15 protein-coding genes are annotated in these 16,903 nt (G+C 63.2%); 4 read left to right on the forward strand and 11 right to left on the reverse strand.

Going from position 1 to position 16,903, the window contains the following annotated elements:
• Window positions 1–79: 79 nt before the first annotated feature.
• From ACODS5_RS08230 to rplM, 5 genes are all read right to left on the reverse strand, one after another.
• Complete coding sequence (locus tag ACODS5_RS08230) at window positions 80–859, reverse strand: cytochrome c1 (RefSeq protein ID WP_134691089.1); 780 nt, start codon at window positions 857–859, stop codon at window positions 80–82.
• Window positions 859–2,070: a cytochrome b gene (locus ACODS5_RS08235; protein WP_046857021.1), complete on the reverse strand. Its 1,212-nt coding sequence runs from the start codon at window positions 2,068–2,070 to the stop codon at window positions 859–861. The genes ACODS5_RS08230 and ACODS5_RS08235 overlap by 1 nt, the downstream gene beginning before the upstream one ends.
• Complete coding sequence (gene petA, locus ACODS5_RS08240; RefSeq protein ID WP_134691091.1) at window positions 2,070–2,663, reverse strand: ubiquinol-cytochrome c reductase iron-sulfur subunit; 594 nt, start codon at window positions 2,661–2,663, stop codon at window positions 2,070–2,072. The genes ACODS5_RS08235 and petA overlap by 1 nt, the downstream gene beginning before the upstream one ends.
• A gap of 266 nt (window positions 2,664–2,929) precedes the next feature.
• On the reverse strand, window positions 2,930–3,322 hold the full coding sequence (rpsI, locus tag ACODS5_RS08245) for a 30S ribosomal protein S9 (protein WP_003260797.1): 393 nt from the start codon (window positions 3,320–3,322) through the stop codon (window positions 2,930–2,932).
• Between the two features lie 14 nt (window positions 3,323–3,336).
• Complete coding sequence (gene rplM, locus ACODS5_RS08250) at window positions 3,337–3,765, reverse strand: 50S ribosomal protein L13 (protein ID WP_008097538.1); 429 nt, start codon at window positions 3,763–3,765, stop codon at window positions 3,337–3,339.
• Window positions 3,766–4,021: 256 nt separating this feature from the next.
• On the opposite strand from rplM, the gene ACODS5_RS08255 reads away from it, so the two are divergent.
• The gene (locus ACODS5_RS08255; RefSeq protein WP_489108377.1) at window positions 4,022–5,062 is read left to right on the forward strand and encodes an NADP(H)-dependent aldo-keto reductase; all 1,041 of its coding nucleotides are present in this window, start codon (window positions 4,022–4,024) and stop codon (window positions 5,060–5,062) included.
• Between the two features lie 234 nt (window positions 5,063–5,296).
• Complete coding sequence (locus tag ACODS5_RS08260; RefSeq protein ID WP_167659464.1) at window positions 5,297–6,193, forward strand: GlxA family transcriptional regulator; 897 nt, start codon at window positions 5,297–5,299, stop codon at window positions 6,191–6,193.
• A gap of 131 nt (window positions 6,194–6,324) precedes the next feature.
• Here the strand turns inward: ACODS5_RS08260 and zapE are convergent, their stop codons facing one another.
• The 3 genes from zapE to ACODS5_RS08275 all read right to left on the reverse strand — a co-directional run bounded on the left by zapE (window position 6,325) and on the right by ACODS5_RS08275 (window position 9,677).
• Window positions 6,325–7,419 carry a cell division protein ZapE gene (gene zapE, locus ACODS5_RS08265; protein ID WP_134691097.1) on the reverse strand — a complete coding sequence of 365 codons (1,095 nt, stop codon included), beginning with the start codon at window positions 7,417–7,419 and terminating at the stop codon, window positions 6,325–6,327.
• A gap of 247 nt (window positions 7,420–7,666) precedes the next feature.
• Window positions 7,667–9,016: a tryptophan--tRNA ligase gene (locus tag ACODS5_RS08270; RefSeq protein ID WP_489108378.1), complete on the reverse strand. Its 1,350-nt coding sequence runs from the start codon at window positions 9,014–9,016 to the stop codon at window positions 7,667–7,669.
• 25 nt (window positions 9,017–9,041) lie between these two features.
• The gene (locus ACODS5_RS08275; protein ID WP_134691101.1) at window positions 9,042–9,677 is read right to left on the reverse strand and encodes an alpha/beta hydrolase; all 636 of its coding nucleotides are present in this window, start codon (window positions 9,675–9,677) and stop codon (window positions 9,042–9,044) included.
• Window positions 9,678–9,812: 135 nt separating this feature from the next.
• Here ACODS5_RS08275 and ACODS5_RS08280 point away from each other — a divergent pair, with 135 nt between their 5' ends.
• Window positions 9,813–10,250: a Z-ring associated ZapG family protein gene (locus ACODS5_RS08280; protein WP_134691102.1), complete on the forward strand. Its 438-nt coding sequence runs from the start codon at window positions 9,813–9,815 to the stop codon at window positions 10,248–10,250.
• 58 nt (window positions 10,251–10,308) lie between these two features.
• Here the strand turns inward: ACODS5_RS08280 and mdeB are convergent, their stop codons facing one another.
• Both mdeB and ACODS5_RS08290 read right to left on the reverse strand, forming a co-directional pair.
• Window positions 10,309–12,990 carry an alpha-ketoglutarate dehydrogenase gene (gene mdeB, locus ACODS5_RS08285; protein ID WP_489108379.1) on the reverse strand — a complete coding sequence of 894 codons (2,682 nt, stop codon included), beginning with the start codon at window positions 12,988–12,990 and terminating at the stop codon, window positions 10,309–10,311.
• A 33-nt stretch (window positions 12,991–13,023) separates the two neighbouring features.
• On the reverse strand, window positions 13,024–14,220 hold the full coding sequence (locus ACODS5_RS08290) for a methionine gamma-lyase (RefSeq protein WP_134691106.1): 1,197 nt from the start codon (window positions 14,218–14,220) through the stop codon (window positions 13,024–13,026).
• A 127-nt stretch (window positions 14,221–14,347) separates the two neighbouring features.
• Between ACODS5_RS08290 and ACODS5_RS08295 the strand changes: the two genes are divergently transcribed.
• A complete protein-coding gene (locus tag ACODS5_RS08295; RefSeq protein WP_134691108.1) occupies window positions 14,348–14,827 on the forward strand; it encodes an Lrp/AsnC family transcriptional regulator in 480 nt (159 codons plus the stop codon).
• Window positions 14,828–14,998: 171 nt separating this feature from the next.
• On the opposite strand, the gene cysN is transcribed toward ACODS5_RS08295, so the two are convergent.
• Window positions 14,999–16,900, reverse strand: a complete 1,902-nt coding sequence (cysN, locus tag ACODS5_RS08300; protein WP_134691112.1) for a sulfate adenylyltransferase subunit CysN — start codon at window positions 16,898–16,900, stop codon at window positions 14,999–15,001.
• Window positions 16,901–16,903: the final 3 nt, after the last annotated feature.

A 16,903-nucleotide genomic window follows, 5' to 3' on the forward strand; every position in this document is an offset into this window, starting at 1 on the left:
CCCCCCCCCCCCCCCCCCCCCCCCCCCCCCCCCCCCCCCCCCCCCCGGGCGCGTTCAACTACCAGAAACTACTGCGTGATCAGTGCACGTCCTTCCAGTATTCGCGCTTGAGCAAGTAGGCGAACACGAAGAAGAAAGCCAGGTACAGCAATACATAGGTACCAATGCGCTGGCTTTCCAGTTTGACCGGGTTGGCCGAATAGGCCAGGAAGGTCACCAGGTTCTTGACCTTCTCGTCGAACTGCTCGGCGGTCAGGGTACCGGATTTCTCTTCCACGGTCAGCTGGTCGCATGCCTCATGGGTCAGCGGGCTACCGGTGAGCGGGTCGAATTGCTTCTTGCCATCGACCACGCTCTGCACCTGCTTGCAACCGATCACCTGATTGCCCTGCAGGCCCACCAGCACGTTGGGCATGCCAACGTTGGGGAAGACCTTGTTGTTCACCCCGTATGGCCGCGCCTTGTCTTCATAGAAGCTGCGCAGGTAGGTGTACAGCCAGTCGTTGCCACGCACCCGGGCGACCAGGGTCAGGTCGGGCGGCGCCGCGCCGAACCAGGTCTTGGCGTCGTTGGGTTGCATGCCGATCTTCATGTGGTCGCCAATCTTGGCGCCAGTGAACACCAGGTTGTCGAGCATCAGTTCGTGGGGAATCCCCAGGTCGTCGGCCACGCGCTCGTAGCGCTGGAACTTGGCGCTGTGGCAACCCATGCAATAGTTGGCGAAGGTGCGCGCGCCGTCCTGCATCGCGGCCTTGTCGGTCAGGTCGATGTCGACCTTGTCCAGCTCCAGGCCATGTTCGGCGGCGAACGACAGGCTAGGCATCAGTGCCAGCAAGCATACTGCAATCAACTTTTTCATCAGCCAGTCACCCTTTCCGGAACCGGTTTGGTCTTCTCAAGCCTTGTGTAGAACGGCATCAGCAGGAAGTAGGCGAAGTACAACACCGTGCACACCTGCGACAGCAAGGTACGCCCCGGGGTTGGCGCCAGTACGCCCAGCACGCCAAGGATGACGAACGACACGCAGAACACCAGCAACCAGATCTTGCTCAGCCAACCCTTGTAGCGCATGGAACGCACGGGACTGCGGTCGAGCCAGGGCAACACGAACAGCACGGCGATGGCGGCGCCCATGGCGATGACCCCGAACAGCTTGTCGGGCACCGCGCGCAGGATCGCGTAGAACGGCGTGAAGTACCACACCGGGGCGATGTGCTCAGGCGTCTTGAAGGCGTTGGCCTGTTCGAAGTTCGGTTTTTCCAGGAAATACCCACCCATTTCCGGGAAGAAGAACACCACGGCGCAGAACACGAAGAGGAACACCACCACACCGGCGATATCCTTCACGGTGTAGTACGGGTGGAACGGAATGCCATCCAGCGGAATGCCGTTCTCGTCCTTTTTCTTCTTGATGTCCACGCCATCGGGGTTGTTCGACCCCACTTCGTGCAAGGCCAGGATATGCAGCACCACCAGGCCGAGGATGACGATCGGCAGGGCCACCACGTGCAAGGCGAAGAAGCGGTTCAGGGTGATGCCGGAGATCAGGTAGTCACCACGGATCCACTGGGTCAGGTCGTCACCGATCACCGGGATCGCGCCGAACAGCGAGATGATCACCTGGGCACCCCAGTACGACATCTGGCCCCATGGCAGCAGGTAGCCCATGAAGGCCTCGGCCATCAGCGCCAGGTAGATCAGCATGCCGAACAGCCAGACCAGCTCGCGGGGCTTCTGGTAGGAGCCGTAGAGCAGGCCGCGGAACATGTGCAGGTAGACCACGATGAAGAACGCCGAGGCGCCGGTGGAGTGCAGGTAGCGCAGGATCCAGCCGTACTCGACGTCGCGCATGATGTACTCGACCGAGGCGAAGGCCTCTTCCGCCGAGGGGGTGAAACTCATGGTCAGCCAAACGCCGGTGACGATCTGGTTGACCAGCACCAGTAGTGCCAGGGAGCCGAAGAAGTACAGGAAGTTGAAGTTCTTGGGCGCGTAATACTTGCTCAGATGGTCTTCCCACATCTTGGTCGCGGGGAAGCGCGCATCGATCCACTCCATGAACTTGCTCATCATGCGTTCTCCTGATCGACGCCGATGACGATGATGTCGTCCGACTCGTACGAGTGCGGTGGCACTGGCAGGTTGAGAGGCGCCGGTTGGGACTTGTAGACGCGGCCGGCGAGGTCGTAGTGCGAGCCGTGGCAAGGGCAGAAGTAGCCACCCACCCATTTCGGCCCCAGGTCGGCAGGCGCGACTTCCGGACGGAACGTCGGCGAGCAGCCCAGGTGGGTGCACAGGCCGACCAGGATGAGGATCTCCGGCTTGATCGAGCGGACTTGCGGGTCAACGTAGGTCGGTTGCACCGACGCTTTGGATTCCGGGTCGGACAGCTCGCCGGTGATCTTTTTCAGATTGCCGAGGATCTCCTCCGTTCGCCGCACGATGAATACAGGTTGCCCGCGCCACTCAGCTACCATCTGCTGACCGGGCTCGACCTTGGCGATATTGACCTTCACCGGTGCCCCTGCGGCTTTCGCCTTGGCACTGGGAAACCATGACCCCACGAACGGTACCGCTGCCCCCACTGCCCCCGCTGCCCCGACCACGGATGTCGCGGCTACGAGGAAGCGGCGCCGGCCTGCGTTGACGCCGTCATTGCTCATTCAGTCCTCTCCCATCAGCTTGCTTGGCCTGTTTTGAACAGGCATCTACTTAGGTACGTCTGTGGCACTAAAAATTGGCCGCAATGGTAAGGAACAAATCCACACGCTGACAAGGTGATTACCCGCTCGTCGGGCCACAACCCTCGCTTTGCTTGATCTGCGTCTATGCGACAAACGGCCACGGACTAGCAAAGAGGGTAGTTCAAGACATAAAAAAAGCCCGGTTCCAAACTGGAACCGGGCTTTTTTCGACTGCCGAAGCGGTATTAACGCTTGGAGTACTGAGGACGCTTACGCGCTTTACGCAGACCCACTTTCTTACGCTCGACTTCACGAGCGTCGCGGGTGACGTAGCCAGCACGACGCAGAGCGCCACGCAGGGTTTCGTCGTATTCCATCAGGGCGCGGGTGATACCGTGACGGATCGCACCGGCCTGACCGCTGACACCACCACCGGAAACGGTGACGTAGATGTCGAACTTCTCAACGGTCTCGGTCAGTTCCAGCGGCTGGCGAACAACCATGCGAGCGGTTTCGCGGCCGAAGAACACGTCCAGGGAACGGTTGTTGATGGAGATGTTACCGGTACCAGGACGCAGGAAAACGCGAGCGGTTGCGGTCTTGCGACGGCCAGTGCCGTAGTTTTGAGTCGCCGACATAATGAACTATCCCGTTAGATCTTCAGTTCTTGAGGCTGCTGAGCAGTGTGTGGGTGAGCAGCACCCGCGTACACTTTCAGCTTGCGGTACATGTCGCGACCCAGCGGGTTCTTCGGCAGCATACCTTTGACCGCGGTTTCGATGACACGCTCAGGGGCCTTGGCGATCAACTTCTCGAAGTTGATTTCCTTGATACCGCCCGGGAAGCCGGAGTGGGAGTAGTACATCTTGTCGGAAGACTTGGCACCAGTCACACGGATTTGCTCGGCGTTGATGACGACGATGTAGTCGCCGGTGTCAACGTGAGGGGTGTATTCTGGCTTGTGCTTGCCACGCAGGCGGCTAGCGATTTCGGTAGCCAGACGACCCAGGGTCTGACCAGCGGCGTCGACTACGAACCACTCGCGCTTTACTGTTTCCGGTTTAGCAGTAAAAGTTTTCATTCTCTAAAGCCTCAGAGGCCGCCCAGCGAAAAATAGACGGCGAATCTTACTGGATAGTGCACAGCTTGCCAAGGGCAAGCGCGCAGCCGAACGCTGACGCTTTTGGGGGCTCGGGTCGGGCACGCCAATGTTCGACAAAGGTTCTTCAGTCATGGTGGTGCATCACTTCCGCCACGCGAAGAGCTGCAGAATTATCCAGATTGCACAAGAAATTTCAACCTGCTTTTATGGCTTCTTTGCCTGGAGCGATTTTTTGATGGAATACCGCAAGCTCGGCCGTACCGACCTCAATGTCAGCGCCCTGTGCCTGGGGACCATGACCTGGGGCGAGCAGAACACCCAGGAACAGGCCTTCGCCCAGATCAAGCTGGCCAAGGCCGCCGGCATCAACTTCATCGACACCGCCGAGATGTACCCGGTGCCGCCACGCCCGGAAACCTACGCCGCCACCGAACACATCATCGGCAACTGGTTCGCCGCCAACGGCGACCGCGACGACTGGTTCCTGGCCAGCAAGGTCGCCGGCCCCGGCAACGGCATCAGCCATATCCGCGACGGCCAGCTCAAGCACAATCGCCAGCACATCGTCGCGGCGCTGGAGGAAAGCCTGAAGCGCCTGCAGACCGACCGTATCGACCTGTACCAGCTGCACTGGCCCGAGCGCAGCACCAACTTCTTCGGCAAGCTCGGCTACCAGCACCTGCCCCACGACCTGTTCACGCCGCTGGAAGAAACCCTGGAGGTGCTCGACGAACAGGTGCGCGCCGGCAAGATCCGTCATATCGGCCTGTCCAACGAAACCCCGTGGGGCACGATGAAGTTCCTGCACCTGGCCGAAACCCGCGGCTGGCCACGCGCGGTGTCGATCCAGAACCCCTACAACCTGCTCAACCGCAGCTTCGAAGTGGGCTTGGCCGAGGTGGCGATTCGTGAACAGTGCGGGCTGCTGGCTTATTCGCCGCTGGCCTTCGGCATGCTGTCGGGCAAGTACGAAAACGGCGCCCGTCCGGCGCACGGCCGCCTGACCCTGTTCAGCCGCTTCGCCCGCTACTCCAACCCACAGACCGTGGCAGCCTGCAGTCGCTATGTGCAACTGGCCCGCGAGCACGGGCTGGACCCGGCGCAGATGGCCCTGGCGTTCGTCACCCGCCAGCCCTTCGTCACCAGCAACATCATCGGCGCGACCAGCATCGAGCAGCTGCAGAGCAATATCGACAGCCAGGCGCTGAACCTGGGCGACGAACTGCTGGCGGCGATCGAGGCCCTGCATCAAGAGCAGCCGAACCCCGCGCCCTGAGCCGAGCCCCGCTCCTGCACGGACGTGGGAGCGGGCTTGTCCGGCGATGGGGAATACGGGGTAGACACAATCGCCAAAAAATAAGACGATCCAGCCGGTGATTGACCACTCTACCCTATAAGAACAATGACAATGATGTTTACCCAACCCTCCGCGTCCTTGCGGCGCGTCAGCATCCTGGCCATTGATAAAGTGTTCGCCTCGACACTGATGCAGGCCAAGGATTTCTTCCACCTGGCCAGCCTGCGCTACAGCAAGCAGCTGGGCCTGGGCCTGCAGCCGATGTTCGAGATCGGCCTGGTGAGCCCGGACGGCCTGCCCGTGGACAGTTTCAGCAACGTGCAGCTACCGGTCGACGGTGGCCTGGACGATGCCGACGTGATCATTCTCCCGGCGTTCTGGGACGACTTCGACAACCTCCTGCAACGCTACCCGCAGGTACTGCCCTGGCTGCGCGAGCAGCACGCCCGTGGCGCGGTGCTGTGCGCCGAGGCCAGCGGGGTATTGTGGCTGGCCGAGTCGGGCCTGCTCGACGGCAAGGAGGCGACCACCTACTGGCGCTTCTTCGCCAGCTTCGCCGAGCGCTACCCGAAGATCCGCCTCAACCAGGACAAGCACCTGACCGACGCCGACAACCTGTACTGCGCCGGCGGCACCACCTCGGCCTGCGACCTGTACATCTACCTGATCGAGCGTTTCTGCGGGGCGAACGTCGCCCGGGCGGTGGCCCGCGACATCCTCTATGAAGTACAGCGCAGCTACACGCCCGGGCGCATGGGCTTCGGCGGCCAGAAGCTGCACCAGGACCTGATCATCCTGCAGATCCAGCACTGGCTCGAGGAGCACTTCGCCGACAAGTTCCGCTTCGAGGACGTGGCGCGCAACCACGGCATGAGCATCCGCAACTTCATGCGCAGGTTCCAGAGCGCCACCGGCGACAAGCCGCTGCACTATTTGCAGCGCCTGCGCATCGAGACCGCCAAGGGCTTGTTGTCGAGCACACGCAAGAGCATCAAGACCATCAGCTACGAGGTGGGTTACGACGATGCGAGCTTCTTCGCCCGGTTGTTCCGCCAGCACACGGAGTTGTCGCCGAACCAGTATCGGCAGCAGTTCATGCAGGAGGCTTGAGATGCGTCACCGCGCAAACCAGTAGGAGCCAACCTTGCTGGCGAACCATGCACCGCGGTGCATGGCACCGGCTGCGCCGGTGTTCGCCGGCAAAGCCGGCTCCGACGACGATCGCGTCAGTTTTCGAAAGCTTACGGCTTATGCGCCCGCGACAGGAACTCGTGGGACTGCATCTCCAGCAGACGGCTGAGCGTGCGCTGGAACTCGAAGCTCAGGCGCCCGCCGGTGTACAGGTCCTTGAGCTCCACCTCGGCCGAGATGATCAGCTTCACGTTGCGGTCGTAGAACTCGTCGACCATGTTGATGAAGCGCCGGGCGATGTCGTCGGTGGTCACGCCCATCTGCTCGACGTTGCTCAGCAACACGGCGTGGAAGATCTTGCCCAGCTCGATGTAGTCGTTCTGGCTGCGCGGCCCATCGCACAGGGCGCGGAAGTCGAACCAGGCGACATCGTCGCAGGTGCGCAGGGCGTGGATCGGACGGTTCTCGATCATCAGCACGTCGTTGTCGACGGCCTGGGTGCACTCGGGGGTCAGCGCCTTGAAGCTGGCACGCATGCTTTCGTGCGCCGCCTCGTTGAGCGGGAAGTGGAACAGCTCGGCCTGCTCCAGGTGGCGCAGGCGATAGTCCACGCCACTGTCGACGTTCACCACGTCGGTGTACTGCTTGATCATGGCAATGGCTGGCAGGAAGCGCGCACGCTGCAGGCCGTCCTTGTACAGACCGTCCGGCACGATGTTGGAGGTCGCCACCAACGAGACGCCGTTCTTGAACAGCTCTTCCATCAGGGTGCCGAGGATCATGGCATCGGTGATATCGGAAACGAAGAACTCGTCGAAACAGATCACCTTGGCTTCGTCGCTGAAGCGCTTGGCGATGATGGTCAGCGGGTTCTTCTCGCCCTTGAGGGTCTTCATCTCCTCGTGGACGCGCTTCATGAAGCGGTGGAAGTGCGTGCGCATCTTCTGCTTGAACGGCAGCGCTTCATAGAAGGTATCGACCAGGTAGGTCTTGCCTCGCCCTACCCCGCCCCAGAAGTACAGGCCCTTGACCGGCGTCTGTTCCTTCTTGCCGAACAGCTTGCCGAACATGCCCGGCTTGTTGTTCTGCGCGTGTACCAGGTCGTCGTACAGGCGCTGCAGGTGACGCACCGCAGTTTCCTGCGCCGCGTCATGGAAGAAGTCGGGACGTTTCAGATCTGCTTGATAGCGTTCTAGAGGAGTCATGATTTCGTTAGCGAGGCAACAAAAAACGGGCCGTCACTGTAGCGACCGGCCCGCCTGATGGCAATGATACATGCGACCACTTGCCTCATTACCTGCAATGAATATGCGCACCACGCCCCCTGTAGGAGCGGCCTTGTGTCGCGAAAGGGCCGCGAAGCGGCCCCAGAATTTCAGCGTTTACGCATCAATTGCCAGGGCTGCTACGCAGCCCTTTCGCGACACAAGGCCGCTCCTACAGGGTGGGCGCTCAGTCCTGCTGGGGCGCCAGGGCCTCGCGCAGGCTCGCGATGGCCGCGTCGCGGGCCTCGGCGGCCTCGAACTGCGGCCCCTCGGCAACCTGCTCACCCGCCAGCCACAGGCTGAAGCCCAGGCCTTCGACACGCACATCCGCTTCACCACCTTGCTGCAACTGCTTGCTCACCGCCCCCGCGCTCTTGCCATCGGCGAAGCTGCGCGACAGCAGCAGTTGCTCGCCATCGGCGGCCAGCAGGCGGAAGCGGAAGCTGCCGTCCTCATCGCGGAAGCTGACGAAGCGCGCGCTCTTGGCGGCCTTCTTCTTCACTTCAGCGCTGGCCTGCACGGCCGTGCGGAACGAACGCAGGCCCACCGCCTCGCGCAGTTGCTCGAGGAACGGCGTGGCGATCTTGCGGGCCTTGGCGGCGCCTGCCAGGAGGATGTCCTCGAGGTCCGACGGGCGCGAGATCAGCTGGTGATAGTGCTCGCGCTTCTCGGCCAGCTGGCCGTCGAGCAACTGGAACAGGCGCTGCTTGGCCTCGCCCCAGCCCAGCCCTTGCAGCAGCTCGTCGCGGAACGCGGCGGACTGCGCCGGCGTCGAGAACGCCTGGAACAGGGTGAACAGGTGCGAATTGTCCGGATCCTTGGCCTCGCCCGGGGCCTTGGAGTCGGTGACGATGCGCGAGATCGCATCCTTCATGTCCTTGGCGCTGGTGAACAGCGGAATGGTGTTGTCATAGCTCTTGGACATCTTGCGACCGTCCAGGCCCGGGAGCGTGGCCACGCTCTCCTCGATCACCGCCTCGGGCAGGGCGAAGAAGTCCTTGCCCTGGCCGAACAGATGATTGAAACGCTGGCCGATATCGCGGGCCATTTCCACGTGCTGGATCTGGTCGCGGCCGACCGGCACCTTGTGCGCGTTGAACATCAGGATGTCGGCGGCCATCAGCACCGGGTAGCTGAACAGGCCCATGCTCACGCCGGCGTCCGGGTCTTCGCCGGCCTCGACGTTCTTGTCCACCGAGGCCTTGTAGGCGTGGGCACGGTTGAGCAGGCCCTTGGCCGCGACGCAGGTCAGCAGCCAGGTGAGTTCGGGGATCTCGGGGATGTCGGACTGACGGTAGAAGGTCACCTTGTCCGGGTCCAGGCCGCCGGCCAGCCAGGTGGCGGCGATTTCCAGGCGCGAGCGCTGGATGCGCAGCGGGTCGTCGCACTTGATCAGGGCGTGGTAGTCGGCCAGGAAGTAGAACGAGTCGGCACCGGGCTGCTGGCTGGCGAGGATGGCCGGGCGGATGGCGCCGGCGTAGTTGCCCAGGTGCGGGGTGCCGGTGGTGGTGATACCGGTGAGAATGCGCGTGGTCATGGGTGTTCGCTTATTCAGGCTTGGCTCAGTTCGAAAGGCGCGGCAGCAGCAGATCCTTCAGATCGGTCAGCTTGCCATGGAAGAAGTGTCCGCATTCTGCCACTTTCAGCAGCTCATGGGGGCGCGACAGGGCGTCGGACCAGTCGTAGACCAGTTGCGGGACGACCACTTCGTCGCTGTCCGGCTGGATGATAGTGAGCTTGACACGCTCGGGCAGAGGGAACTGCTCGGTCAGGCGCATCACTGCCGGGGCGATCATGAACAGTTGTTGCAATTCGACGCCCTTGGCCTCCAGGCGCCCAGCCAGGCTGGTAGCGACGAAACCGCCGAAGGAGAACCCCATCAGCACCAGGGGCAGTTGGGGATGCTTTTCGCGCAGCCAGGTCGCCACGACTTCGGCGTCGTCTACCTCGCCGGCGCCCATGTCATGGCTGCCAGCGCTCTGGCCGACGCCCCGGTAGTTGAAGCGCAGGGTCACGTAACCGGCGTCACGGGCCGTGCGTTGCAGGGTCGAGACCACCTTGTTGAGCATGGTCCCGCCCTGGACCGGGTTGGGGTGGCAGATCAGCACCGCGCCGCGGGCGTCGGCCACGTCCAGGTACAAGGCTTCCAGCTGACCGCACGGGCCATCGATGAACAAGGGTGTTTCGCGGATAAGCAAGGCACTACTCCGTGACCTCGGGAAGGGTCGACTCGTCTAGCAAAGGAATTCTGTTCTGATTTGCGAATGCTCGCGGTATACAGCGCAGGTCTGAGCCGTTAACGTAAAGCAAAGCCGTTTATAGAGGAAGGACTCGTGGAACACTCGCTCCTTGTTTGGTTGCTGCCGACCCTGGCCCTGGTCATCGGTGTCGTCGCAGGTTTCGCGCTGGCCCGCCTGTTGCCCAACGCGGCGCCGAGCAACACCCAACGCCAGCTGGATGACATCCAGCAGCGTTTCGACAATTACCAGAACGAAGTGGTGACCCACTTCAACAGTACCGCTTCGCTGGTCAAGAAGCTGACCCAGAGCTACCAGGACGTGCAAGATCACCTGGCCGATGGCGCCAACCGCCTGGCCCTCGACGAACTGACCCGCCAGCGCCTGCTGGCCGCGCTGCACTCGGAAGCCGCGCAAGGTCCGCGCGACCGCCTGACGCCGCCCAAGGACACCGCCGAAGTGCCACGCGACTATGCGCCAAAAGCGCCGAACTCGCCGGGCATGCTCGACGAGAGCTACGGGCTCAAGCGTTAAACAAAAGGCCTCGCAAGAGGCCTTTTTTGTACCCGCCTGGCACCGGCTACGCCGGCGCCTATAGGTACCAAGGCGCGACGGTGTCCTCCAGGTTGTAGCGCGCCCGGGCATCGGCCAGCACCTGCGGCGCCAGGCGCGCCTGGCGAACCAGGCTGTACAGCGCCGCCATCACCACGGCATGCCGGTCGACCTCGAAGAACCGCCGTAGTTGCTGACGCGTATCGCTGCGCCCAAAACCATCGGTCCCCAAGGACATGAACGGCGCTTGCACATATTCGGCGATCAATTGCGGCCAGGCGCGCACATAGTCGCTCGCCGCGATCACCGGCGCATCGCCGGGCAGGCAGCCACGCAGATGGCAATCCTCCTCGCCGCCAGCCAGCGCCACCCGTCGCGCATCCCGGGCGTCGCGCGCCAGTTCGCTGAAACTGGTGACGCTGAACACCTCGCAATCGACCTGCCAGTCGTTCGCCAGCAACTCGCCCGCCGCGATCACCTCACGCAAGATCGTGCCCGAGCCCAACAAACGCACCTGGCCGAGCGGGCTCCGCGCCTGCTGCCGGGTGTACAGATACATGCCACGCAACACGGCCTCCCGCGCGCCATCGGGCAACGATGGCTGTGGATAGTTTTCGTTCATCACTGCCACATAGTGGAATTCGTCGCGCTGCTCCACCAGCATGCGCCGTGCGGCATGGTCGAGGATCACTGCCAGTTCGCCGGCGAAGCACGGGTCCCAGGCACGACAGTTGGGTACCATCGCGGCCATTACCAGGCTCGAGCCATCCTGGTGCTGCAGCCCTTCCCCACCCAGGGTGGTGCGCCCGGCGGTGGCGCCCAGCAACAGCCCGCGGGCACGCTGGTCGGCGGCGGCCCAGATCAGATCGCCGACCCGCTGGAAACCGAACATCGAGTAATAGATGTACACCGGCAACATCGGCTCGCCATGCACCGCGTAGGCCGTGGCGGCCGCGATCCATGACGACAGCGCCCCGGCCTCGGTGATGCCCTCCTCCAGCAGTTGGCCATCGCGTGCTTCCCTGTAGGACAGCAGCGAGCCGGCATCCTCGGGCTCGTAGCGCTGCCCTTGAGGCGCATAGATACCGATCTGGCGGAACAGGCTGGCCATGCCGAAGGTGCGCGCCTCGTCGGCAACGATCGGCACTACCCGCGGCCCCAGGCCCGGTACCTTCAACCAGTTGCCCAGCAGGCGCACGGCGGCCATGGTGGTGGACATTTCCTTGCCGTAGGCGTGCAAGGCAAAGCCGGCGAAGGCATGCAGATCCGGCAACGGCAGTGTCATGCAGTCGGCGCGCCGCTTTGGCAGCGGGCCACCCAGGGCTGCCCGACGCTGGCGCAAGTAACGCATCTCCGGGCTGTCCTCGGCCGGGCGATAGAACTGCAACTGCTCCACCGCCTGGTCCGACAGCGGCAGGCGAAAACGATCGCGGAACGCCAGCAACGCCTGCACGTCCAGTTTCTTGGCCTGGTGCGCGGTCATCCGCGATTCACCGGCACTGCTCATGCCGTAGCCCTTCTTGGTCTTGGCCAGGATCACCGTCGGCCGGCCCTTGCACGCCTTGGCGGCGGCATAGGCGGCGTGCAACTTGCGAAAATCATGGCCGCCGCGCTTGAGCGCGTTGATCTCATCGGTGCTCATATGCGCCACCAGCCGCTGCAAGGCTGGGTTCTGCTTGAAGAAATGCTCGAGGTTGTAGCTGCCGTCCTTGGCACCGAGGGTCTGGAACTGGCCGTCCGGGGTCGCAGCCAGCTGACGCAGCAGCGCATGCTCGCGGTCACGGGCGAACAGCGGGTCCCATTCCGAGCCCCACAGCACCTTGATCACGTTCCAGCCGGCGCCACTGAACAGCGCCTCCAGTTCCTGGATGATCTGGCCATTGCCGCGCACCGGGCCATCCAGCCGCTGCAGGTTGCAATTGACGATGAAGGTCAGGTTGTCCAGCTGTTCGCGAGCGGCCAGGGTCAGGCCGGCGATGGATTCCGGCTCGTCCATCTCGCCGTCGCCGAACACGCCCCACACATGCCGCTGCGAGGTATCGAGCAGGCCACGGTGCTGCAGGTAGCGCATGAAGCGCGCCTGGTAGATCGCATTGAGCGGGCCGATGCCCATGGAGCCGGTAGGGAACTGCCAGAAGTCGGGCATCAACCAAGGGTGTGGATAAGAGCACAGGCCGCTGCCAGCGACTTCCTGGCGGTAATTGGCCAATTGCTGCTCACTCAGGCGCCCTTCGAGAAACGCCCGGGCATAAACGCCTGGCGCCGAGTGCGGCTGGAAGAACACCAGGTCGGCGCTGCGGCCCGGCCCGTCGCCCTCGCCGCGGAAGAAATGCTGGAAGCCGACCTCGAAGATCTCCGCCGCCGAGGCATAGCTGGCGATGTGCCCGCCCAGGTCGCCATAGGCGTGGTTGGCCCGCACCACCATGGCCAGGGCGTTCCAGCGCAGGATGCCAGTAATGCGCTCGTCCAGCTCCAGGTCGCCGGGGTAGGTGCCCTGCTGCTCCACCGACAAGGTGTTGCGGTAAGCCGAAAAGGCCTGGGCCTCGCGCTCCAACCCCAGTTCCAGCGCGTGAGCCTGCAAACGCTGCAACAGATACCGCGCGCGCTTCGGCCCGCAGTGGATCAAGGTCGATTCCAGCGCCTGGCACCACTCGGCCGTTTCGCCGGGGTCACTATCCAGGGCGTCGTCCAGGGCCGTCAGCGGCTCGTTCGGATTCATCATCGCTACCATCGCTCAGGCCTCGTCCGTGGCGGTTCAGGCGCAGGCCTTCAAGGCCTGGGCAATGTCGGCCAGCAAGTCGTCGATATCCTCCAGGCCCACCGAAAGACGTACCAACCCTTCCGATATGCCATGCTCGGCGCGCTCTGCCTGGGTATAGCTGGAATGGGTCATGCTCGCCGGATGCTGGGCCAGCGACTCGGCATCGCCCAGGCTCACCGCCCGACTGAACAGTTGCAAGGCGTTCATGAAGCGGCGCCCCGCCTCTATGCCACCCTTGAGTTCGAAGGCGATCATCCCGCCCGGCAGGCGCATTTGCCGTTGGGCCAACGCGTACTGCGGGAACGACGGCAGGCCTGGGTAGTGCAACAGTTCCACCTGCGGTTGGCGCTCCAGGTACTCGGCGACCTGCCGGGCATTGGCGCAATGGCGATCCATGCGCAGAGCCAGGGTCTTGATACCGCGCATCAGCAAGGCGGCGTCATGCGGCGAGAGCACCGCACCGGTCATGTCCTTGAGCCCTTCCAGGCGAATCCGCTCGACCAGCGCCTGGCGCCCGACTACCAGGCCGGCGGTGATATCGCCATGGCCAGAGAGGTACTTGGTGGCTGAGTGCACCACCAGATCCACGCCCAGCTCCAGCGGACGTTGCAGGTAGGGCGTGCAATAGGTGTTGTCGACCACGATGCTCAGGTCATGGCCACGGGTGGCGCCCACCACCGCGGCGATATCCACCAGTTGCATATTGGGATTGGCCGGGGTTTCGAAGTAGATCATCCGCGTCTTCGGCGTGATCGCCGCCTTAAGCGCCGGGATATCGTTGAGGTCGACATGGCGGATGTTCACGCCGAACTGGCCGATGCCGTGATGCAGGTAGGCAAAGGTGCAGCCATACAGGGTGCTGCCGACGATCAGCTCGTCCCCCGGACGTAGCAAGGTCCATAGCGTGGCGGTGATGGCGCCCATGCCCGAGGCCAGGGCCAGCCCGGCCTCGCCGCCCTCGAGCGAGGCCATGCGCTGTTCCAGCAGGGCCAGGGTCGGGTTGGAAATACGGCTGTAGAAATGCCCGGGCTGTTCGCCAGCAAAGCAGGCGGCGCCGTATTCGACGGTGGGAAAGGCATAGGTGGCGGTCTGGTAGACCGGCGGCACCAGCGCGCCATCATGGGACAGCGGGTCATAGCCGTGGTGGATGGCCCGCGTGGAAAAACCGGTGTTGTTATTGGAGTCGCGCATGGCAACAGCCTCTTGTGGTTTGCTATAAGCTTATGCCACCGGGCTGCAAGGTTTTTTCCAAAGTTACCCACGCTTTCCCGCTGTTATTGAAATAAAAACAACAAAAACAAAACCAGGAGGGCAATATATGCCTTCGTCACTCGACCGCACCGACCGCGCCCTGCTCGCCGCGCTGCAAGACAATGCGCGCCTGACCGTCTCCGAACTCGCCGATCAGGTCGCCCTGACCACCTCGCCCTGCTGGCGAAGGGTCAAGCTGCTGGAAGACAACGGCTACATCACCGGCTATCAGGCCATCCTCTCGCCCAAATCGCTGGGCTTTGGCGTGACCGCCTTCGTCAGCATCATGATGGACTCGCACACCAAGGAAATGGCCCTGGCGTTCGAGCAACGGCTGATGGAGATTCCCGAGATCGTCGCCTGCCACAACATTTCCGGGCGCTATGACTTTCTGCTGGAAATCCTGGCGCGGGACCTGGAGTCGTTTGGGGAATTCACCCGGGAGGTGCTGCAGCGCTTGCCGGGGGTGAAGGAGATCTATTCGAGCTTTTCGTACAAGGCGGTGAAGGAGCGGCGAGTGATTCCGGTGTCCGAGAAACATATCTAGCATCTTGGGGGCGCTCCGCGCCCCTTTCGCGGCACAAGGCCGCTCCTACAGGGGAACGCGATCGCCTGTAGGAGCGGCCTTGCGCCGCGAAAGGGCTGCAAAGCAGCCCCAGCGCTACCGAAGCAAACAAAAAACCCCGCCGAAGCGGGGTTTCTCAGGTCACGCGGATACTCAGATCGCGCCGCGCTGGCGCAGCACATCCAACACCAGCTTCACGCCTTCATCGACACTGACCGACTGGGTATCGATCACCAGGTCGGCATCCAGCGGCACATCGAACGGGAAACTCTCGCCCGGGATGTTGTCACCGCCAGCGGCGTACAGCCCCTGCGGATCACGCTCGCGGCACGCCAGTGGCGAGGCCTGCACATAGACAGTGACCAGACGCTCCTTGCCGATCAGCGCCTTGGCCTGTTCGCGGCCTTCGGCATCCGGGGCCACGAACGCGGCCAGGGTCAGCAGGCCGGCTTCGTTGAACTGGCGCGCCACATGGGCGGCGCGGCGCCAGTTCTCGGTGCGCCCGGCGCGGTCCTGCGCCAAACCCTTGTTCAGGTCGTGGCGCAGGTTCTGGCCATCGAGCACATAGACCGCACGGCCCATGTCGAACAGCTTGCGCTCCACGGCATAGGCCAGGGTGCTCTTGCCCGCGCCGGAAAGGCCGCTGAACAGCACGGTGGCCGGCTGCTGGCCGAAGCGCAGGGCACGTTCCTCGGTGGACACATGGGCCAGCTTGCCGTGCTGCCCGGCGCTGCCATGAGGCAGTACTGGCGGGGCGATGATCATGCCCGCGCCGACGGTACCGTTGGTCAGCCGGTCGATGACGATAAACGCGCCAGTGGTGCGGTTGCTGTCATAGCCATCCAGGGCAATGGCGCTGTCCAGCGCCACCTTGACCCGGCCGATCTCGTTCAGTTGCAGCGCGCTGGCGGCGCCCTGCTCGAGGGTGTTCACATCGACCTTGTGGCTGATGCTGGCAATCGAGCCCGGCACGTAGCTGGTGGCGCGCTTGATGTCGTACTTCTTGCCCGGGAGCATCGGCTCCTCGGCCATCCACACCAACATGGCGTCGAACTGGTCGGCCACCTGCGGCACGTTGTCGGCATGCACCAGCAGGTCGCCGCGGGAGATGTCGATCTCGTCTTCCATGGTCAGGGTCACTGCCTGGCCGGGGCCGGCGTTCTCCAGCTCACCTTCGAAGGTGACGATGGACTTGACCCGGCTGCTCTTGCCCGAGGGCAGCACGACGATCTCGTCGCCCTTGTGCACCACGCCACCGGCGATGGTGCCGGCAAAGCCGCGGAAGTTGAGGTTCGGGCGGTTGACGTACTGCACCGGGAAACGCAGGTCGGTGACATTGCGGTCGCCCGCGATCTCAACGGTTTCGAGGATTTCCATCAGTGCCGGGCCCGTGTACCACGGCGAACGCTCGCTGCGGTTGACCACGTTGTCGCCCTTGAGCGCCGACATCGGCACGAAGTGCAGGCTCGATGGCTTGAGGTCGATGCCCTCGGCGAACTTCAGGTAGTCGGCCTTGATCGACTCGAACACTTGCTCGTCGAAACCCTTGAGGTCCATTTTGTTGACCGCGACGACGATGTGCTTGATGCCCAGCAGGGAAGCGATGTAGCTGTGCCGGCGGGTCTGGGTCTGCACGCCGTAGCGGGCATCGACCAGGATGATTGCCAGGTCGCAGGTGGACGCGCCGGTGGCCATGTTGCGGGTGTACTGCTCGTGGCCCGGGGTGTCGGCGATGATGAACTTGCGCTTGGCGGTAGAGAAGTAGCGGTAGGCGACATCGATGGTGATGCCCTGCTCGCGCTCGGCCTGCAGGCCGTCCACCAGCAGCGCCAGGTCGACTTCCTCGCCGGTGGTGCCGGATTTTTTCGAATCACGGGTGATGGCCTCGAGGTGGTCCTCATAGATCATCTTCGAGTCGTGCAGCAGGCGCCCGATCAGGGTGCTCTTGCCGTCGTCCACGTTGCCGCAGGTGAGGAAACGCAGCAGTTCCTTGCGCTCGTGCTGGGCCAGGTAGGCGAGGATGTCCTCGCTGATCAGATCAGATTGGTGCGACATGCT

This window comes from Pseudomonas sp. FG47, from assembly GCF_057809115.1.